This is a genomic window from Sedimenticola hydrogenitrophicus, from assembly GCF_029017505.1.
Lineage (GTDB): Bacteria > Pseudomonadota > Gammaproteobacteria > Chromatiales > Chromatiaceae > Sedimenticola > Sedimenticola hydrogenitrophicus_A.
This window is the reverse complement of record NZ_JAQGEI010000008.1, coordinates 68,260-86,350: the sequence shown is the minus strand read 5'-3', so window position 1 is coordinate 86,350 and position 18,091 is coordinate 68,260. Positions and strand designations below refer to the sequence as shown.

Here is an 18,091-nt window from a genome sequence, read left to right as displayed (position 1 = left end):
GAGTGCCCGTGGACAATCAACAGCTCAGCTATGTCATCGGCGACAGCCTCTATCTGAATATCACCGATCGCTGCACCCTGGAGTGCACCTTCTGCCCCAAGACCCAGGGCATACTGCAGGTGCACGAGTATGACCTGACCCTGGACCACCGCCCCTCCAGCCAGGAGATCATCGCCGCCATCGATGACCCCGCCGCCTACCAGGAGGTAGTGTTCTGCGGCTATGGCGAGCCGACCCTGCGCCTGAAAGTGCTGCTGGAGGTGGCGAAGTACATCAAGGCCCACGGCGGCCGGGTCCGGGTCAATACCGACGGGCTGGCCAACCTGGCCAACAAGCGCAACGTATTGCCGGAGATGGCCGAGTGCGTCGATGCCCTCTCCATCTCCCTGAATGCGCAGAGTGCCGAGGTGTATGACCGCCACTGCCAGCCGGCGCTGGCCGGCTCCTTCGAGCAGATGCTCGATTTTGTCGCCGAGGCGCCACACTACATCGCCGACGTCACCGCCACCGCCATCGACGGCCTGGAGGGGGTGGATATCGCCGCGTGCCGTGAACTGGCCGAGGCACGCGGCGTCAAGTTCCGGCGCCGCGTGCTGGACGAGGTCGGTTGAGGGGCGATTGAACCGGACCCCGGCACGTGCCACCATGCCCGCCAGTGATTTCAGCCAGCAATTTCCGACAGAGTAGTACCATGAGCGACAAGCATCCGACCCCCACCGCCATCAACCTGCACAGCAAGTCCCGGCTGCTGGCCATCGAGTTTTCCGACGGCGCCAGCTTCCGGCTGCCCTGCGAATACCTGCGGGTGTTCGCCAAGGCCGGGGAGGGGCACGCCCTGGCGAGCCCGGTTACCGGCAAGGAGTCGGTCAATATTACCGGCATCGAGCCCCAGGGGCAGTATGCGATCCGCCTCACCTTCGATGACGGACATGACAGCAGTATCTACTCCTGGGACACCCTCTACGAACTGGGGGTCAACCAGGAGCAGAACTGGCGGGCCTACCAGGAGAGCCTGCAAAAGGCCGGCTACCAGCCGGGCGGGACGGTCGCTGGCGAGGGTCCGCGACGCATCCGCCTGCTCTACTTCACCTACCTGGTGAAGCAGCTGCAGAAAGAGGCCGAAGAGGTGGAGATTCCCCCCTCGGTCAGCGACGTCACCAGCCTGTGCGAGTGGCTGCGCCGGCGCAATCCGGACCAGGCCCACCTGTTCCAGGCGGGGAGTTTCCAGGTGACGGTGAACAAGCAGTTTTGCGAGCCGTTCACCCGCATCGAGGCCGGTGACGAAGTGGCCCTGATACCGACCTCACCCAACGTCCCGGTGAAAAAGTAGCGGGTGTAAAACCGTTCCAGATTTCCCATCCAATCCGGACGTACCCTTGAGAACCACGGATTCACACAGATAAACACGGATTCAGAATTCTGATCTGCTATCTGTGTAAATCCGTGTCCATCCGTGGTTCCTTATTAACCGGATTGGGATAAGTAAACGGCTACGGAAAGATTGCAGGTCGAATTGCGCAGCGCCCGGGCGCCGCGTAACCCAGCGCTCAATGGTCGCCGTAGAGATTGGCCGCGATCACCATCTTCACCAGGCCGGCCAGCGAGGTCGCCTCCATCTTCTCCATCACCCGGGCACGGTGCGCCTCCACGGTCTTGGCGCTGACCCCCAGGGCGCTGGCGATCTCCTTGTTGGCCTTGCCGTTGGTGACCATCTCCATCACCTCATGCTCGCGCGGCGTCAGCTGGGCCAGCCGGGCGGCGATCTCCGCCCGCTCCGCCTGCAGCGAGCGTTGATCCTGGTCGATCACCATGGCGTTGCGGATACTCTCCAGCAGCAGTTCATCATTGAACGGTTTTTCAATGAAGTCCACCGCTCCGGCTTTCATCGCCCGCACCGACATCGGCACATCCCCATGCCCGGTGATGATGATGACCGGAATATGGATGCTCTGCCGGACAAAATACTCCTGCAGCTCCAGCCCGCTCATCCCCGGCATGCGCACGTCCAGCAGCAGACAGCCGGCGCGCCCGGGATAGTAGGACTTGATGAACTCTTCCGCCGAGGCGAAGGTTTCCACTTTCATCCCCACCGTCTCGATCAGCCACTTCAACGAATTACGCATCGCCGAGTCATCATCAACTACAAATACGGTGGCATTAGTACTGTTCATCTCTGTTCCTGTTTGCTGGTACTCCGTCAATATCACCTTGACAGAGTACTGGGCAGCAGGATGGAAAAACAGGTTCCTCCCTCCGCCCGTTGCTCGGCCGTGATTGTGCCGTTGTGGTCTTCGATAATAGTCCGGCTGATCACCAACCCCATACCCATGCCGCTCTCCTTGGTGGTATAGAAGGGCTCAAACAAGCGGTCCATATCCGCATCCCGGATCCCCGCTCCGGAGTCCAGCACCCGGATCAGCACCCACTCGCCCTCCCGGCAACTGGTCTGTATCACCAGACTACGCTCATCTTCCGGTATCTCCAGCAGCGCATCAAGGGCATTTCGGATCAGATTGAGCAATACCTGCTCGATCTGCACCACATCGATCTTCACCGGCAGGGTGCCGAGACTGAACTCCTGCTCGATTACCACCCCCGCCTTGCGCGCGGCAAACTCGACAAAGCTGCACACCTCGCGCGCCACCTCGTTGATGTCGGCGATCCGCCGCACCGGGGTCTGTTTCCCCACCAGGGCACGCAACCGTTTGATGATCTCCCCGGCGCGGTCCGCCTGCGCGGTAATCTGCCCCAGGGCGTAGAGGATATCCTCCGCCCCCCGGTCACTCGCCTGCAACCGGCGCACCGAGCCGTTGGCATAGTTGGCGATGGCCGAGAGCGGCTGATTCAGTTCGTGGGCCAGCCCGGTCGCCATCTCCCCCATGGTACTGAGGCGTGACACATGGATCAGCTCCTGCTGATGCTCCCTTGCCTGGCGTTCCGCTTCCCGTTCCGCGGTGATATCCCGTCCGTAGATATTGACATAGCCCAGATCGACCACCGGGGTGAGCAGCAGCGAATAGACCCAGGTGGCGCCGATCACCTGGGTCTGCCAGTCCTCGCCGCTGCCCAGGATATCCGTCACCCGGTGGCGCCAGTAAAGCGGCAGGGTCTGGGCGCGCTCGCAACCCCAGTAGGAGAGCAACTGGTCGCTGGCCCCGTTGGCGTAGAGGATCACCCCGCGCCGGTTCACGCGCAGGATCGGGCTGGGACTTTCGGAAGCGAACTTGGCGAGACTGCGGATCTCCAGCTCGATGCGCCGGCGGTTAGAGATATCGTGCATATAGATGGTAAAGGCGAGACGGTTCTTCAACCGGATCGGCTTGATCGCCAACTCCACCGGGAACACCGCACCGTCGCGCTTCACCGCGGTCAGTTCATGGCGCATCTCATCGGGAAGCCGATCCCGCGAACTGAGCACGTCCGCCAGCAGCAGAATGAACCGGGGACGACTCTCGCCGTTGAAGATCAGCTCCGCGAACACCTTGCCCAGGGCCTCCTCCCGACAGTGACCGAAGGTCTGTTCCGCCGTGGGATTGTATTCGATGATCACCCCCTGACGGTCGATGGTGATGATCGAATCCAGGGCGGTCTCCATGATCGCCTGCTTGAGCATCTCCGACTCGTGCATTTCGGTCTCGTGCTGCTGGCGCATCTCCTCCCGGGTATCCCGCACCAGCTGGATGAACTGGTGTATCCAGTCCTCCAGTACAAACAGTTGATTGCCACGCTCGATCACCGGCTGTTTGGAGCCCAGCGCCCGTTGCGAAAAGCGCGAGACACGCTGCAGGATCTTGTTTAACCGTGCCGATAACAGGAAAAAGACCAGGGTGAACACACTGACGAAGGTAAAGGCGGCCACCAGCCGCTGACGCCGCTCCAAGCCGGCCACCCGATCCCGCATCGCCTCCACCACGGAGCGTGGCACCAGGGTGGCGAACTGCAGATTGAGGGTCGACCCCTCATATTCGGAGAAGGATTGCGCGGTCACCAGAAAATCGCTCTCCGCCGCCGACAACCGCTGCTGCGGGGGCAGCCGGAACTGGTCGCTGCTGGCGAGAAAACGCTGCTCGTCCGCCTCCAGAATCCCCACCAGCACGCCGTTGGGGGATACCCCCTGCTGGGATGCCGCCAGGAACTGCGCATCGATCGGCGCCACCAGCATCAGAAAACCCATCTCGGTGCCGGTGGCATCTTCGGCGGTTTCCGAGATCAGCAGATAGGGAAGGTCTCCCAGGGTGGTGAGGTTGGCCTGGACCCGCTGCTCGCTGAGCAGCAGTTCAGTGGCCCCGGCCAGTTCGGCCGGCAGCGGCCGCTCCCCGAGCTGATAGATCTCACGGATACCACCATCGTTGTCCAGCAGCAGGATATGACTCGGCCGCACCAGCGACTGCCACAGCGTCGATCGCGGCAGCCAGGGGGGGGTGGAACGATACTGTTTAGGCCGATCCGTATCCCCCTTGAACCAGTAGACCGGCTCCAGGTAGTTGGCCAGTTGACGGTGATTGGCCAGCAACCGGGCAGTCGAGGTGTGGGCCAGCACGTAATTGTCGAAGCGGATCAGGGTTTCGCGCGCCTGCTGGTCGAGCCGGGTCTCCAGCTCTTGGTTAAAAATGCTCCGCAGCGCCTGGGGCTGTACCTGGTCCAGCAGCGCCCACACCAGCAGGCCGCAGAACAGGCCGATCATGACCGACATCAGCGGCATCGGAATGCGCCGGGACAGCGAGAGCTTGTGGGGTCTTTTCAGGGGCAACGGCATATCGGGATGATTTCAAACCTCATGGGCCGGGGACTCGTCCCGCCCGGCCAGGAACCGGCTTCAGCCCATCATTATGCCTTGATGGACGGCCATTACAAACCTGCGGCCGCGGTGCGGCGCCCTGCGGCCCCCTGGACCCTTGCCCAGGAGACAGTCACAACCACTGGTATGAAACCTGCTTAACAATGCTGAATAGAGGGTATTTGATGCGTCCAGGGAGGTGATGCCGGATTTCGGGTGGCAAAAATTGTGATGAGACTTTGTACTTTGGGGACAGCGGAGCGGCCGGTCTACAGCGCTCTTTTCGGTACCCTGCCGGCCCTGACACAGAGTATCGGCACAATACTGCCCACTCGAAACCACCAGCCGGGCTTCCCCGGCACCATCAACCATCAGCATGCCAGGTATTTCATGGCGTTTCCCATTATCGGGAAACGCTATTCCCGAATCTGTGATTACCCGATGGGTAAAAAGCCTCAATTCCGCCCTCAGGCGCGGCGTTTTTCCGTGCCAGCCATGATCAACCGTGGCCGTAACATCAATCCGCGTCTGGACACACCGGTAACGGCAGATGAGAGGGTGAGGAATATGGCCCCGGGCACCTGCTTTAGCGGCCGAATCGACTCCTCGCCGGATAGCTTTCGCTTATGAATAGGCATATCGGTTACAAGATCCTCGCCAGTGTGGTCTCCTGCCTGCTGCTGGCGATGTCCGCCATCGCCTTCTATTTCACCCAGGAGCAGGAGCGCAGCATTCTGGCGCAGAACCAACGGCAGCTGTTACACCTTACGGAGACCACCAGCCAGAGCGTGCAGACCATCATGCTGGCCGGTTATGCCGATATCGCCCTGGAGCTGGCCAAAAATCTGAAAAAGGTGGATGGCGTTACCGATTTCCGCATTCTGCACCGTGACGGCTACGAGGCCTTCCAGCAGAATGCCACCATCGACGTGGTCAACCGCCGCATTGGTGAAGAGGAGTTCATCCCCCGGGACCAGGAGCAGCGGGTGGACATCCTGGACAAGGAGCATCCCAGCTTCAAGGCGGCGCTGGAGACCCTGCAAACCCAGAGCTACCAGGAGACGGGCCCAGACGGCGAACCCCTGCTGACCTTCCTCACCCCGGTTGAGAACCGCGCGGAGTGCCATAACTGTCACGGCTCCGACCACACAGTGCGCGGAGTGATTAAACTGACCACCTCGCTGGCACCGGTACATGAGGAGATTCGGCATACCTGGATTGCCCTGGCGGTGGGAATCGGGCTGATCACCCTGGTGGTGATTGGCATGATGGGCGTGCTGATACGGCGCATCTCCCTGCCGATCCTTGGCGCCGCCCAGCAGATGCAGAACATTGCCACCGGCGAGGGTGACCTCACCGTGTCGCTGCCGGTCAGAGGCCGTGACGAAGTGGCCCAACTGGCCAGTGGTTTCAATACCTTTGTCAGCAAGATCCGCCAGACCATCAGCGAGGTGGCCGGCTGGGCCGCCTCGCTCAACACCCTGGCCGACCAGGTCAAGTCGATCTCCTCCGATACCCAGGCCGCCACCGAACAGCAGCGCAATCAGATCGAGCGGGCGGTTTTCTCGATGACCGAAATGGCCGCCACGGTGGAGGAGGTGACCACCAGCGCCGAGCGCGCCATGGAGGAGGCCCGCCGGGTGGATAGCATCGCCGAGACGGGGCGGAGCGATGTGGATCAGACCATTCAGGCGATTCATCACCTCAAGGAGAAGATCGCGACCGCCAACACCGCCATGTCGAACCTGGGCGGGGACGTGGATCATATCGGCAGCATCCTGACCATGATTCAGGGCATCGCCGACCAGACCAACCTGCTGGCGCTCAATGCCAGTATCGAGGCGGCGCGGGCCGGCGAGCATGGCCGTGGCTTTGCCGTGGTGGCCGACGAGGTGCGGAACCTGGCGGGACGGACGCGCAAATCCACCATTGATATACAGGGTTTTATCGAGCGGCTGCAGGGTAATAGCGGCGCCGTCGGCGTGCTCATGCAGGAGTGTCTGCAGGAGGCCGACGCCAGCATGACCAAGGCCGATCGCTCCGGTGAGTCGCTGGTGAGTATCACCAGTGCGGCGCACCAGATTGTGCAGATCAACACCGTCATCGCCCAGGCGATGGAGGAGAATTCGCGGGTGACCGAGGAGATCAACCAGGCGGTGGTCAGCATCAGCCGGGAAGCCGAGGTCACCACCGGACAGGCCGAGTCGGCCTACGAGCGCAGCGCCGAGCTGGCTCGACTGGTCGATCAGCTGGAACGGCTGGTGGGTCAGTTTCGACTATGAACGGGTCCGGCTGCAAGCCAGGCCACCAAGCAGTGATCAAACCTTTACCTTTGGGAGCAAATGATGAACAAGAGATTGACTAAACTGGCCGTGGCCCTGGTGATTTCCGGCGCCAGCCTGACAGCGGTCGCCGAGTCGGCGAAAGAGTACCAGGAGATGGTCAAGAACGCCGACTGGGATGCGATGAAGACCGTCACCGTCAACATCGATGAGTTCTCCTACGACGCCAACCTGACACTGCAGGCAGGCCAGACCTACAAGCTGGAGATGAAAAACATCGGCGAGAAGAAGCACTACTTCACCGCCCCCGAATTCTTTAAGAACATCGCCACCCGCAAGGCCCAGGTCAATGGCCAGGCCGAGATCAAGGCCGATTACTTCAACGCCTTCGAGATCCTCCCCGGCGGCCAGCTGGATCTCTATTTTGTCGCGCACAACAAGGGCGAGTTCCCGGTCTACTGCACCATCGACAACCATCGCGAAGAAGGCATGGATGACCTGATCGTGGTTAACTAAGGGGCACGTCATGCAGCGACTTAGGGCCTGCGCAAGAATAATTCCGTGGCACCGAGGGCGTCCCTGGGCCATGTCCGCAAGGCGCGCTTCGCCGGCAATGGCCGTTCCCTTGCCAAGAAGTGCAACGCCGCGGGCGTGGTCCAGGGGCGGCCGAATGCAGGAACTTATTCTTGCGCGGGTCCTTAGGACAACACTTCTGGTCGCCACCGTCGCCACCATGGGCCTGACCGCTCCCGCTTCCCTGGCCGGGGAAACGGTGGTGGTCAGTGCCCTGTCGGCGGCACCTGCTGTCGATGGGGATCTCTCCGACTGGGGGAATAACTGGCACCAGCTGCAGGTCAAGCCGGCGATGGAGGGTGACGACAATAACCGCACCGGCACCCTGACTATCGAGGTTCAGGCGGGGGTTGCCGGCGACGCGGTATATTTCGCCGCGCGCTGGCCCGATGCCAAGGCCGATGTGGAGTACAAGCCCTGGGAGTGGAAACGTAACAAGTATCAGCGCGGCAAGGACCGCGATGACATGTTCGCGCTGCGCTTCGACATGGCCGGGGACTTCAATAGCTGCATGATCGCGGATGCCGATTACGACGTGGATGTCTGGTTGTGGTCGGCCGGGCGCAGTAATCTGCGGGACTACGCCACCGACATGTGGCACAAGATCACCCTGAGCCGGCTGGAGAATGCCGCCGAGTACAAGACCCCCGGCGGCGCGACGGTCTACATCCAGAAATCCCCGGACGCCGGACTGGCCGGGTTTGAAAACACCCGGCCCAACCGGAACCAGCGCCAGGAAGACCGGCTTCCCGGTATCGCGTTCACGGACGGCCCCAGCGGCAGCATCGGTGACGTGGCGGCCAAGGGGGTATGGCGGGATGGCCACTGGCAGCTGGAGCTCAAGCGCAAACTGGATACCGGCCATGGCGATGATGTGGTCTTCAAACCGGGGACGACCATCAAAGGCCAGATCGGCATCTTCAACGAGGGGTACGCCGAGCACAAAAGCGTGACCGATGTGCTGCTGTTCGATTTCTCGGCGCTCTAGTGCAAACCGGGGGCCTGCACAATTGGTATGAGACTTGCGACACCGCACTCCATATGGGGTATTTTTTGCATCCAGGGAGGTGATGCCAGAGGTTTCAGGTAATAAGAATTGTGGCCAGACTCTCCGCTTCCGTGACAACCAGCCGGCCGGTTTACCGTGCGCTTTCGCGCACACTCCTGGTCCTGTTTCTTACCGAATGGGCCATTATGAGCCTGCGCCCAAACTTTGAGTTCTATACATCGGGCTGGCTTGAGGTACTGACCGATGCCTCACTGCTGACCCTCTTCTCCTCACCACTCATCTACTCCTGGTCCCTGGCCCCGTTGCGCGGTGACCAGGAGGTGACCATCTGGGGTCTGACACCCGCCCTGAAGAGTGTGCGTGATGCCGTGGACTGGTCGGTGCATGGCCGGAGAAATGATCTCTCGCTGGGCATAGTGGTGGCCATATTCGGCATCGGCATCTTCTCGATAGAAAGTGCCATCATGCTGATTTTTCAGTTAGTTAACGTTGAGAGCATCAAGCTTCAACCCCTATTGGACGCGACGCTCATCTGCCTGGCGGCCACCCCCTTGCTCTATCTCCTGCTGCGGCAATATGCAGCCTCCGGGGAAGACGATAAGCCGCTGCGGGACTCCACCCTACGGCGCTTCCTGCGCCTGTTCATACCGCTGTTTGTGTTGGTGGGTGGTCTCGGCCTGTTGATGCTCGCCTCGGAGCTGGAACAGCGTCGTAGCGACCAGGTCCAGACCAACCTGGGACTCCTGGACCATGTCGGTCAGGATATCAATACGCTGATACAGGAGGCGGCTGCCACACTGGTGACCCTGAGCCAGCATCCGCGCCTGACCGGTCTCATCGATGAGCACAGGGAGTTCCGGCTCCTGAGTGATTTTGACGGCCTTCTCAGTATCGGGAAGCGCTATTCCCGAATCTGTTATTATCGGATCGACGGCAACCCGGAATTCTGTCTGCAGGTAGATCCGCCAGAGACCCGGCAGCTCGACATAGCGCCCTCCCCGCTGTCCGTCGGTGAGTCGCAACCACTCCCATCCGCCGGGGTACGGCTGTTCTCCCCGAAAGATTCAAGCAACCGGGGGCACAATCTCGCACTGCGCCTGGGCACCAGGGTGGCGGACGCGGAGGGAAACAGCCTGGGAATCCTGATGCTGGAACTGCGCGGCGCCAGCCTGGCGGAACGGCTGCTTCGACACCACAACGGGCAGACGGGAACGGTACTGTTGATTACCCCACGCGGCACTGTCCTGAGCGCGCCGAACTCCGCACTTTCCAGCGCGCCCAGCCTGATCAAACTGCTGACACAAACCGCCCTCAATGGCGGTTTTTCCAGCCGGATAACCCGCCGCGAGAATGACACCTTCCTCTCTCACCGTGCGCTGACTCTGGTACCGCACCCCGCGCTTGACCAAACCACCCAGGGTTGGGGAATCGCTGTCTACAGCCCCTCGATCTGGAATGACCCCACGCTACGCCACTTCATCTCGAACCTGATGCTTTTGTTGATTTTCATCACGCCGCTGCTGGCCGGTGGCTGTGGCGTATTGGCGCAGGCGCAGATAGCCCGCCGCCTGGCCAGCCGCAGCCTGTGGAAGAAACAGAGCCAGTTGATGGAAACCATCCATGCCATGGAACAGGAGATCGAAGCCCGTGAACGGGCGGAAAGGCAACTGGACCTTGCCGACGAGGTGTTTCAAAGCAGTGCGGAGGGGATCGCCGTCACCGATCCGGATGGCAACATCTGTTCGGTTAATCCGGCGTTCAGCCAGATCACCGGCTACAGTCGCGGGGAGGCCGTCGGCAACAACCTGCGCATGTTGAGCTCAGGGCGTCAGGAGCGCATGTTCTACCAGAACCTGTGGAGCTGCCTGACCACATCCGGGCACTGGCAGGGCGAGATTCTGAACCGCAGGAAGGACGGCACCATTTACCCGCAACAGGGCAGTATCACCTGTGTGCGCAATAACCATGGCAACATCCGACATTACATCTATATCTTTACCGATGTCAGCGAGCTGCGCAATTCCGCCCACTCGCTGGAAAGAATGATGCACTATGACCGTCTGACCGGTCTGCCAAATCGCCTGCTGCTGATCGACCGTCTGCGTCGTGCCTGCGTAAGATCAAAGGTGACTGAACACTCCACCGGCATACTCCACATCGATCTCTACCTGTTCAAACGGATCAATGACACGTTCGGTTTCGATGCCGGTGATGAGGTGATCAAACAACTGAGCCAGCGGTTGGAATCGATACAGCCCCCGGAAAGCACCCTCGCACGTCTCAGGGATGATGAGTTTGTTCTGGTACTGGATCAGGTCCGGGGAAGTGAGGATTTGCAACGTTTCAGTGAAAAGATCATTTCGACGATCGGTGAAACACTGACCATTCAGGGCCAGAAGATGAAGCTGACATCGAACATTGGCATCACCCTGTTCCCGGAGGACAGCAGCAGTGAATCGGAGCTGATCAACAATGCCGGTACCGCTCTGATCAAGGCGAAAAAACGCGGCCCAAACCAATATGAATTTTTTACCGAGGAGATGAGTCACGACTCTTCACGGCAACTGGCCATGGAGAACAATCTCAGGCGCGCCATCGAGGAGCGGGAATTCACGCTTCATTACCAGCCCCAGGTCTCGGTACTCGATGGCACGATCATTGGCGCCGAGGCACTGCTGAGATGGCGCGACAGCGTCAGCGGCCGCATGATAAGTCCGGGGGAGTTCATTCCCTTCGCCGAACAGAGCGGTCTGATCATCCCCCTCGGCGAATGGATACTGAAAACCGCCTGTGAGCAGATCGCGACCTGGGCAAAGCAGGGGTTTGGGGACCTGCGCGTCGCGGTGAACCTGTCTCCGATCCAGTTCCGTAACGGCAATATCGTCAAGACGGTACGCGACTGCCTGGAAGCCACCGGCATCAATCCCCGGCAATTGGATATAGAACTCACCGAAGGCGCCATCATGGATGAGGCGTTCAATGCCTCACAACGTGTTTCCGAGTTGAATGATCTTGGCGTGGTACTGTCGATTGATGATTTCGGTACCGGCTACTCGTCGCTCTCCTATCTCAAACGGTTCCCCATCCACATGCTGAAGATCGACCGCTCCTTCATCCATTCGATCCAGCGGGATCACGCGGATCTCGCAATTACCGAATCGATCAACCAGTTAGGTAAAAATCTCGGGAAACTGGTCATCGCGGAGGGAGTGGAGAACTGGGCGCAGTTCGAAATGCTCAGAGCGCTCGGTTGCGACATGATCCAGGGCTTTCTTTTCAGCAAACCCCTACCCGTGGATGGGATGACGGAACTGCTGGAACGCAATGCGCAAAACCGCTTGAGCTGGACAAACCGGATCTGTTGGCGAGAGCCCTACCCGGGGCAAGATGCGCAGCCCAATGTGATGCGCTAAAACCACCAAAGCAATCGGCGGGCAGTAACCATCACTCGGGAAAAAGAAGGCATGGGCGGACGCGGGTAACGGCACTACGCCTGGTAGCATACCACCCGATTCCTGCCGGCGGACTTGGCGCGATAAAGTGCCGCATCGGCGCATATGAGCAGATCATCCTGGGCATCGGCATGAGCAGGATATAGTCCAACGCCCATGGATACGGTCAGGGCCGGCACCCCGTCCACCCCCAACCCGAACTCGCCTTGCGCGATCTCGTAACAGAGACGCTCCGCCCGTCGTATCAGGTCATCCAGACCCACCCCCGGCAGGATCAGTACAAACTCTTCGCCGCCGAAGCGGCAGGCCACATCATCACCGCGAATGCGCTGTTTCAGAAAAACACCCAGGCACTTGAGAACCCGGTCACCGGTCTCGTGGCCATGCTGATCATTGATCCGCTTGAAGTGATCAATATCCAGAATCACCAGCCCCACGGTGGAGTCTTCGCGATCGGCACGCTGGATTTCCCGGTCAAGGGTGGCGCTCATGTAGCGGCGATTATACAGTCCGGTCAGAGAATCCTGCACCGCCTGTTGACGCAGGGTTTCCTGAAGCCGAAGGTTGGCCAGTGCCAGGGAGATATGCTCACCGGCCGTGTAGATCAACTGGAGCCGGGCCTGAAAACCCAGGTCACTACCAGGTTCCCGATCCCGATCCCGATCATGATCGAAGCACTGCAGTGACAGCAGTCCGAAACACCGGCCATTCGCCAGCAGCGGCATGCACACGGAATCACATTCCGGAGCGCCCTGCAGATGAGAACAGCGGGGCAGATCCCCGCCACTGCGGTAGAGAACGGCCTCACCGGTCTGCAATGCCTGGCAATCAGCGGCTACTTCCTGCAGCGCCCGCTGCTGGGAGAGTCCCCCCCAGGTTATGGACAATTCCGGCTGACCCGTTGCATCGGCGTGTAATTGGAGAAACCCACTGGCGTGGGGAAGCAGGCGACCGAGAGAGTAACTGATGACATCCAGACTCTCTTCCAGCGACCCACATCCCTGCAGCATCTCGCCCATCTTATTGAGTACACGCAACTCCCGGTTGTTCTCTTCAAGCAGCGTCAGACTCTTCCCCAGCCGTTGATTCGACCGCTTCAGTTCGCGGGTCCGCTCCACCACCCGCTGTTCCAGTTGCTCATTCAGTTCGTGCAGCGCCTGCTCCACCTTGCGGCGGGTCTCGACTTCCCGCTCAAGCAAGTCATGGATACGTTTGATATCCCGAATGGTATTGTTTTTCGCCTGTAGAACCAGCAGCAGATCTATGACTGAATCATGGATGGCAAAATCCTTCAATGAGAGTCCCCAGCGGGAAATATCACTCATCTCCCGCACCACCGGGGTGCCGAGAAACAGCAGCAGTTCAGACTCATCATCGGAGCGGGGCAGCATCTGGCCACGCAGGAGATTTTCGGTGCCGAGTATCCTGATGAAAAACGTGGTAAACAACTGCCCCATGATGCGGTCGAAACCGAACCCGATCGACGGTGTCACCAGTTCAAACTGTGTTTCGAAGTCACTGCCCGGCTTCAGCGCACCGCACAACTTCACCAGGCTGGGGCCGGCAGAGCGGATCCTTCCCTGCCGATCGAATGCGAGGAAAAACGGAAATACGGAGCAGAGCGAGCGATAGGGAAGAGAGATCTCCCGCCACTGTCCGTCAAGTTTGAGCACGGGCATTTTGCAACGTACCTGAATGCGCGATGATTATGTCTCAATTGCCCTCATGTCTACTGTATTCAACCTGAAAACAATCATGATCCAGGCCCTCTGCCTTGCCTTCAAGATAAGTGAGGGAGACCCTGGTTGCGAAACGCCTGCCCAGCCCTTGAAACAGCCCAGGAATCATCGCTTGCATCCCATTCCTCCGCGAATGGTAATGCAGCACAAAGCGACCCTCCTGCTCATCACTAATCGAGAATCCGGGCGCCTGGAGCTCCGGCATCATCTGCGCGACACGGGTATGCAGACTATTCAGGTTCTTTACAAAAGTGACAAAATCTCCACCCGCTATAGCAAACAGTTCCCGGTAGTTCTTGGCGACATACTCGATCCAATATTCACCGAAGGCCTGCAGCACGGCATCGGCCTCGGTACCCTGCAGCTTGCATACCGCCTCCACCAGGCTGAAAGTCAGCTCGTCGGGATACTGTTGCATGGTAAGAAACAGCTCCTCCGCCCCCGTGAGGGCGCGGATATCAGCCCAGGCCTCCGCCCCAAACCGCTCCACAACCATGTCACGAATCGCCTGATTGACTAAACCGTACATAGGCTCACTCCCCTTGGCTTACACGCCCCCGCACCCGGGTTCACTCCGGTTTTTGAGAAATTGTGCGAGCGGATTCTCAAATTCAGGATAACCCCGGAGCGGGATAGGTCCATTCAGACCGTCGCATTGACACGCTTAATGGGTACGGAAGTCCCCGAGGAGCGGAGGGGTTTTCTCCCCCTGCCGCTTCTTCCCAAGCTGCCGACGGTAGTTAAGGATATGCTGTGAGAGCTCCCGGTCATCGTCGTCGAGGTGGTTGATAAACCAGCTCCTGAGAGAGCGCAGCACCCCAAGGTCAAAATGCTCCCGCTCACAGCGCACTTCGCGCAGGAAGTGCCGAAACACTTCAAGCAACCGATAATGTTCCATAAGATGCTCTTTTTCATGGGGATATCCCGTTTCCACCATCAGCTCCTCCTCCTTGTGGAGGTGCTCCCAAAGCTCAAAAAAGAGGTGCTCGGAAATTCGCGTCAGCGACGTCCGGTGGGTCAGGCGCCCCTGGTGATCCCGACAAAGACAAAACAGCCGATCCAGCTTGGCGGCAATGGACTGATGGGCCTCATCCATTTCCACAACACCCAGGTTCCAGTTCTTGTTCCAGTTCAGGTGGCCTTTCATGATTGACACTCCGAAGGTTTTATGTCTAATCCGGAGCAAGATGCAGGCCAGTTAAATATTATCCATTCAGCTGAAAAAAAACGCCGGGGCATGGAATAAAGGGGCAACGGCGGATGTTTGCAGTAGTGTGGTACAGATCAACCATTCGCAAGGAGAACCCAATGAAAATCCGTTACCTGCTACCCGCCATCGCCCTGCTGGCCAGCGCACCCGCGTTCGCGTCTCAGTGCCCGAAGGACATCAAACAGATCGACCAGGCCCTGGAACAGGAGCACGGCCTGACCGATGAACAGGTTTCACAAGTACGCCAGCTTCGGGATGAGGGTGAAAAGCTGCACCAGTCAGGCCAACACCAGCAGTCGGTCGATACCCTGGCCCAGGCCATCGCCCTCCTCGGGGAGAAGTAGCACACGCATCCTGGCTGTCTTGGCTTCCGTTGCCGCCGTGACTCGGACAGCATGCGGCAGCCTTGCACGGACAGCGTGGCGCAACCGATAGCCTGGATTGGCGGCCACTGCCCTCGGCCGTCGATATCAGCTACCGACCGCCGAATCCTGATCAGGCCGCGGCCCCACGGGTAACTGCTGCGCCAGCTGTTGAATCTGTTGGCGCAGCAGTCTCCGATCAAGCGGATAGTCCGGTTCATTCATGAGCGGGGCCAGTCCGGACCAGATTTTTTCCATCCGCTGCCGCTCACTGTTTCGCCACGACGCCAGGCGATCCAGGATTTGATGGGCGTCACGCTCAACCGCGTGGGCGCGCAGGTCAATATCTCGGGTGAGCCGCAATCCCCGCTCCAGCTCCCGGGTTACCGAACCCACATGGCCCCGCCACAGATGATCGGCCACAAACAGCGCCAGCAGATTGGTGAATGTCATCCCCGCCAGCACATAGCCAACCTGGGTAAAGAGGTCAACATAGAGGCCGTCGGCCGCCCTGTGCACCGAGTAGAATTGCTGTTCCAGTCGTTGATCAAACACCAGGTAGAGGTAACCGGTGCCCAACAGGGTGATGGCAACCTCCAGCAGCACCAGCGCGGCAATCAACCAGAACTGGATCCGGTAATCGAGGTACTTGATCCGGCGCTGCCGGTAGCGTGCGGGGTTGGTCATAGATCGTGACACTCGAAACAGAGCCTTCCGGACTCCACAATCAACTCGCCATGGGATTCGCTGTAGCCGAGATGACAGGAGACACAGGCCAGCTTGCCCTGGGGCAACAGTAACGCAGCGGGCAACAGGGTACCGGGGAGATAGCCCCCGAACTGCTCGGCCCGGCGATAGGAGACACCCACCGGGTGATTGACCGAACTGCCCATGTGACGGGCCACATTGCCGGTCAACCTGACGCTCAGTCCGGGCAGTGATGCCTGCTCGGCGTGACACTCCATGCATTTGAGGGAATAGGCATCCAGCTCTACCCCGGGGCGCTGATCCGCCGCGAAATGCCCCGAATCGAGCAGCGATTCGGCACCGTCCTTCATCCGCTCGAAAAAGTCCCGGACGTGGCAGGAGAGGCAAAAGTCACGGCCGGTCTCACGGCTTCGCAGGCGGTTGCGGGGTTTTTCGTGGACCACATGGCAACTGCTGCAGGTAAGATCCCCTTTCCAGTCGAGGGGGAACCCCGCCAGCAGCTCCCGGCTTACCGGGAAACCACTGGGATGACTGACCCGCATGGCCGATTCATGGCACTCCACACAGAGCTCCTCCTGGCTGCGGATCAATTGAGCGGCATTTTGTTTATTCACGGCGGCACCGGCAAGGTGGCACCCCCCGCAGTCGGCCTTTTCCGGATGCGGCAACCCCCGCTCACCGGTACCGACATGCGCTACCAGAACCAAACCCGCCCCCACCACCAGTGAGACCAGAATCGCGCCTACCCTGCCTGGCTTCATCCCTGATTCGCCCATTTTTTGTTTTGTTTTTTAATAACGCACTTCACCATGCAGTCTGTGCAGTTGTTCCCGGTACTGCCGCAGGACCTCGTCTGGCTCCATTGTGCCGCCCGCCAGATCCCTCTCCATTGCCATGAGTTGCCGGCCCAGGTCTTGGTAATGTTCGTTGAGCGCTGCCACCGCCTCCCTCAGCAACCGTCCATGGGTTTGCAATTGATCTTCCCTGCGTATCGGCATGGGCCGCTCCAGACTGTCCTGTTCCAGTTCCTGTTCCAGATTACGGGTGAGCCGGTAGAGTGGTCCGGCAATGCGAAAGCTGCTGTAGAGGGCGATCAACCAGGTAACAAAGGCGGAAACCGTCAACAGGAAGAGACCGGCGGCCAACACCAGCGGTATCAGGCGTTCCTGACTGATCTGCAATCGGCTCAGCGACTGCAGATAACCCTGCTGATCGGTCTGTCCCACCGCCAGCACGACAGACACCATGACCAATGCACCGAGGAGGGTTAACAGCGCGGCGATACGCAGCACGATCTTCAGATGGAACAGCGAGGCAGGCGTCACGCGAACTCCCGGTCTGGAATCAATCCTGACAGGCTCATTCCTGTCTAGAAACCAGGAATGATTCTCAGATTCAGGAACCGATGTTATGAACCTTCAGCGAATGGAGACTCCGCGCAGGGTGACCGATGCTCTTCCATGAGCCGGCTGTCGAACAGATCATGTTGTCTCAGAAAGTGGACAAACTCGCGGTCACTTTCGGTCACATGGGTAACCAACCAGCCCTTTAGTGCCATCAGCACCTCCAGGCTGATGCCATTGCCTCCGCACTTGATCTCCTTGATGTAATATTTGAGTTCGGCAAGCAACATGCTGTGCTCGCGCAAGTGGCTACGAAGCCCGGGATAGTTAAGGAATTCCATCCACTCCTCTTCATCCCGGAAGTGCACCTTGGCCTGTTCCAGAAGGCAGTCGCAATAGTCCGCCATCCGCTCAGGGGGAAGTGACGCGCCCTCTTCGGTATACTGCTGGAACAGGCCGGCCAGCCCGTGGGCCAATTGCAGATGGGCATCATCCATCCAACCGACGCCTATATTCCAGCTCTCCTTCCAATCAAATAGGTTTCTCATCATCCACTCCCTGCAGCCTCTGGAATAACCTTCGCAAATTGCGGGCCAAGTCAATCAGGCGTTGCCCCCTCCTTCAGCGCCGATAGGA

The 18,091-nt window shown here is 59.5% G+C and carries 17 protein-coding genes and 1 pseudogene; 9 read left to right on the top strand and 9 right to left on the bottom strand.

Annotated elements, in window-relative coordinates; all coding sequences use genetic code 11:
• Positions 1 to 8: 8 nt before the first annotated feature.
• From O9K64_RS06650 to O9K64_RS23650, 3 genes and pseudogenes are all read left to right on the top strand, one after another.
• Positions 9 to 611, top strand: coding sequence for a TatD family nuclease-associated radical SAM protein (locus O9K64_RS06650; protein WP_275097293.1), 603 nt, complete (start codon positions 9 to 11; stop codon positions 609 to 611).
• Between the two features lie 80 nt (positions 612 to 691).
• Positions 692 to 1,033, top strand: a pseudogene (locus tag O9K64_RS23655) (gamma-butyrobetaine hydroxylase-like domain-containing protein); the annotation flags it as partial.
• A complete protein-coding gene (locus tag O9K64_RS23650; protein ID WP_335342250.1) occupies positions 1,013 to 1,330 on the top strand; it encodes a MoaD/ThiS family protein in 318 nt (105 codons plus the stop codon). The pseudogene O9K64_RS23655 and the gene O9K64_RS23650, both read left to right, overlap by 21 nt.
• A gap of 217 nt (positions 1,331 to 1,547) precedes the next feature.
• Here the strand turns inward: O9K64_RS23650 and O9K64_RS06640 are convergent, their stop codons facing one another.
• On the bottom strand, positions 1,548 to 2,171 hold the full coding sequence (locus tag O9K64_RS06640; protein WP_275097291.1) for a response regulator transcription factor: 624 nt from the start codon (positions 2,169 to 2,171) through the stop codon (positions 1,548 to 1,550).
• Between the two features lie 32 nt (positions 2,172 to 2,203).
• Positions 2,204 to 4,750, bottom strand: a complete 2,547-nt coding sequence (locus O9K64_RS06635; protein WP_275097290.1) for a PAS domain-containing sensor histidine kinase — start codon at positions 4,748 to 4,750, stop codon at positions 2,204 to 2,206.
• Between the two features lie 243 nt (positions 4,751 to 4,993).
• Between O9K64_RS06635 and O9K64_RS06630 the strand changes: the two genes are divergently transcribed.
• From O9K64_RS06630 to O9K64_RS06610, 5 genes are all read left to right on the top strand, one after another.
• Complete coding sequence (locus O9K64_RS06630) at positions 4,994 to 5,407, top strand: hypothetical protein (protein WP_275097289.1); 414 nt, start codon at positions 4,994 to 4,996, stop codon at positions 5,405 to 5,407.
• Positions 5,404 to 7,059, top strand: coding sequence for a methyl-accepting chemotaxis protein (locus O9K64_RS06625; RefSeq protein ID WP_275097288.1), 1,656 nt, complete (start codon positions 5,404 to 5,406; stop codon positions 7,057 to 7,059). The genes O9K64_RS06630 and O9K64_RS06625 overlap by 4 nt, the downstream gene beginning before the upstream one ends.
• Positions 7,060 to 7,122: 63 nt before the next feature.
• Entirely contained in the window at positions 7,123 to 7,575 is a 453-nt protein-coding gene (locus O9K64_RS06620; protein ID WP_275097287.1) for a hypothetical protein, read from the top strand.
• A gap of 154 nt (positions 7,576 to 7,729) precedes the next feature.
• Positions 7,730 to 8,620, top strand: coding sequence for an ethylbenzene dehydrogenase-related protein (locus O9K64_RS06615; RefSeq protein ID WP_275097286.1), 891 nt, complete (start codon positions 7,730 to 7,732; stop codon positions 8,618 to 8,620).
• A 206-nt stretch (positions 8,621 to 8,826) separates the two neighbouring features.
• Positions 8,827 to 12,054 carry an EAL domain-containing protein gene (locus O9K64_RS06610; RefSeq protein WP_275097285.1) on the top strand — a complete coding sequence of 1,076 codons (3,228 nt, stop codon included), beginning with the start codon at positions 8,827 to 8,829 and terminating at the stop codon, positions 12,052 to 12,054.
• Between the two features lie 74 nt (positions 12,055 to 12,128).
• Here the strand turns inward: O9K64_RS06610 and O9K64_RS06605 are convergent, their stop codons facing one another.
• From O9K64_RS06605 to O9K64_RS06595, 3 genes are all read right to left on the bottom strand, one after another.
• Entirely contained in the window at positions 12,129 to 13,772 is a 1,644-nt protein-coding gene (locus tag O9K64_RS06605; RefSeq protein WP_275097284.1) for a diguanylate cyclase, read from the bottom strand.
• A 34-nt stretch (positions 13,773 to 13,806) separates the two neighbouring features.
• Complete coding sequence (locus tag O9K64_RS06600; RefSeq protein WP_275097283.1) at positions 13,807 to 14,361, bottom strand: heme NO-binding domain-containing protein; 555 nt, start codon at positions 14,359 to 14,361, stop codon at positions 13,807 to 13,809.
• 135 nt (positions 14,362 to 14,496) lie between these two features.
• Complete coding sequence (locus tag O9K64_RS06595; RefSeq protein WP_275097282.1) at positions 14,497 to 14,979, bottom strand: bacteriohemerythrin; 483 nt, start codon at positions 14,977 to 14,979, stop codon at positions 14,497 to 14,499.
• A 161-nt stretch (positions 14,980 to 15,140) separates the two neighbouring features.
• Here O9K64_RS06595 and O9K64_RS06590 point away from each other — a divergent pair, with 161 nt between their 5' ends.
• Entirely contained in the window at positions 15,141 to 15,386 is a 246-nt protein-coding gene (locus O9K64_RS06590) for a hypothetical protein (protein WP_275097281.1), read from the top strand.
• Between the two features lie 126 nt (positions 15,387 to 15,512).
• On the opposite strand, the gene O9K64_RS06585 is transcribed toward O9K64_RS06590, so the two are convergent.
• The 4 genes from O9K64_RS06585 to O9K64_RS06570 form a co-directional block, all read right to left on the bottom strand.
• Positions 15,513 to 16,091: a hypothetical protein gene (locus O9K64_RS06585; RefSeq protein ID WP_275097280.1), complete on the bottom strand. Its 579-nt coding sequence runs from the start codon at positions 16,089 to 16,091 to the stop codon at positions 15,513 to 15,515.
• A complete protein-coding gene (locus O9K64_RS06580) occupies positions 16,088 to 16,873 on the bottom strand; it encodes a cytochrome c3 family protein (protein ID WP_275097279.1) in 786 nt (261 codons plus the stop codon). Before O9K64_RS06580 ends, O9K64_RS06585 begins: the two co-directional genes overlap by 4 nt.
• Before the next feature lie 30 nt (positions 16,874 to 16,903).
• Positions 16,904 to 17,437 carry a hypothetical protein gene (locus O9K64_RS06575; RefSeq protein WP_275097278.1) on the bottom strand — a complete coding sequence of 178 codons (534 nt, stop codon included), beginning with the start codon at positions 17,435 to 17,437 and terminating at the stop codon, positions 16,904 to 16,906.
• Between the two features lie 83 nt (positions 17,438 to 17,520).
• Positions 17,521 to 18,003 (bottom strand): bacteriohemerythrin, encoded by a 483-nt coding sequence (locus tag O9K64_RS06570; RefSeq protein ID WP_275097277.1) that lies wholly within the window; start codon positions 18,001 to 18,003, stop codon positions 17,521 to 17,523.
• Positions 18,004 to 18,091 lie beyond the last annotated feature (88 nt).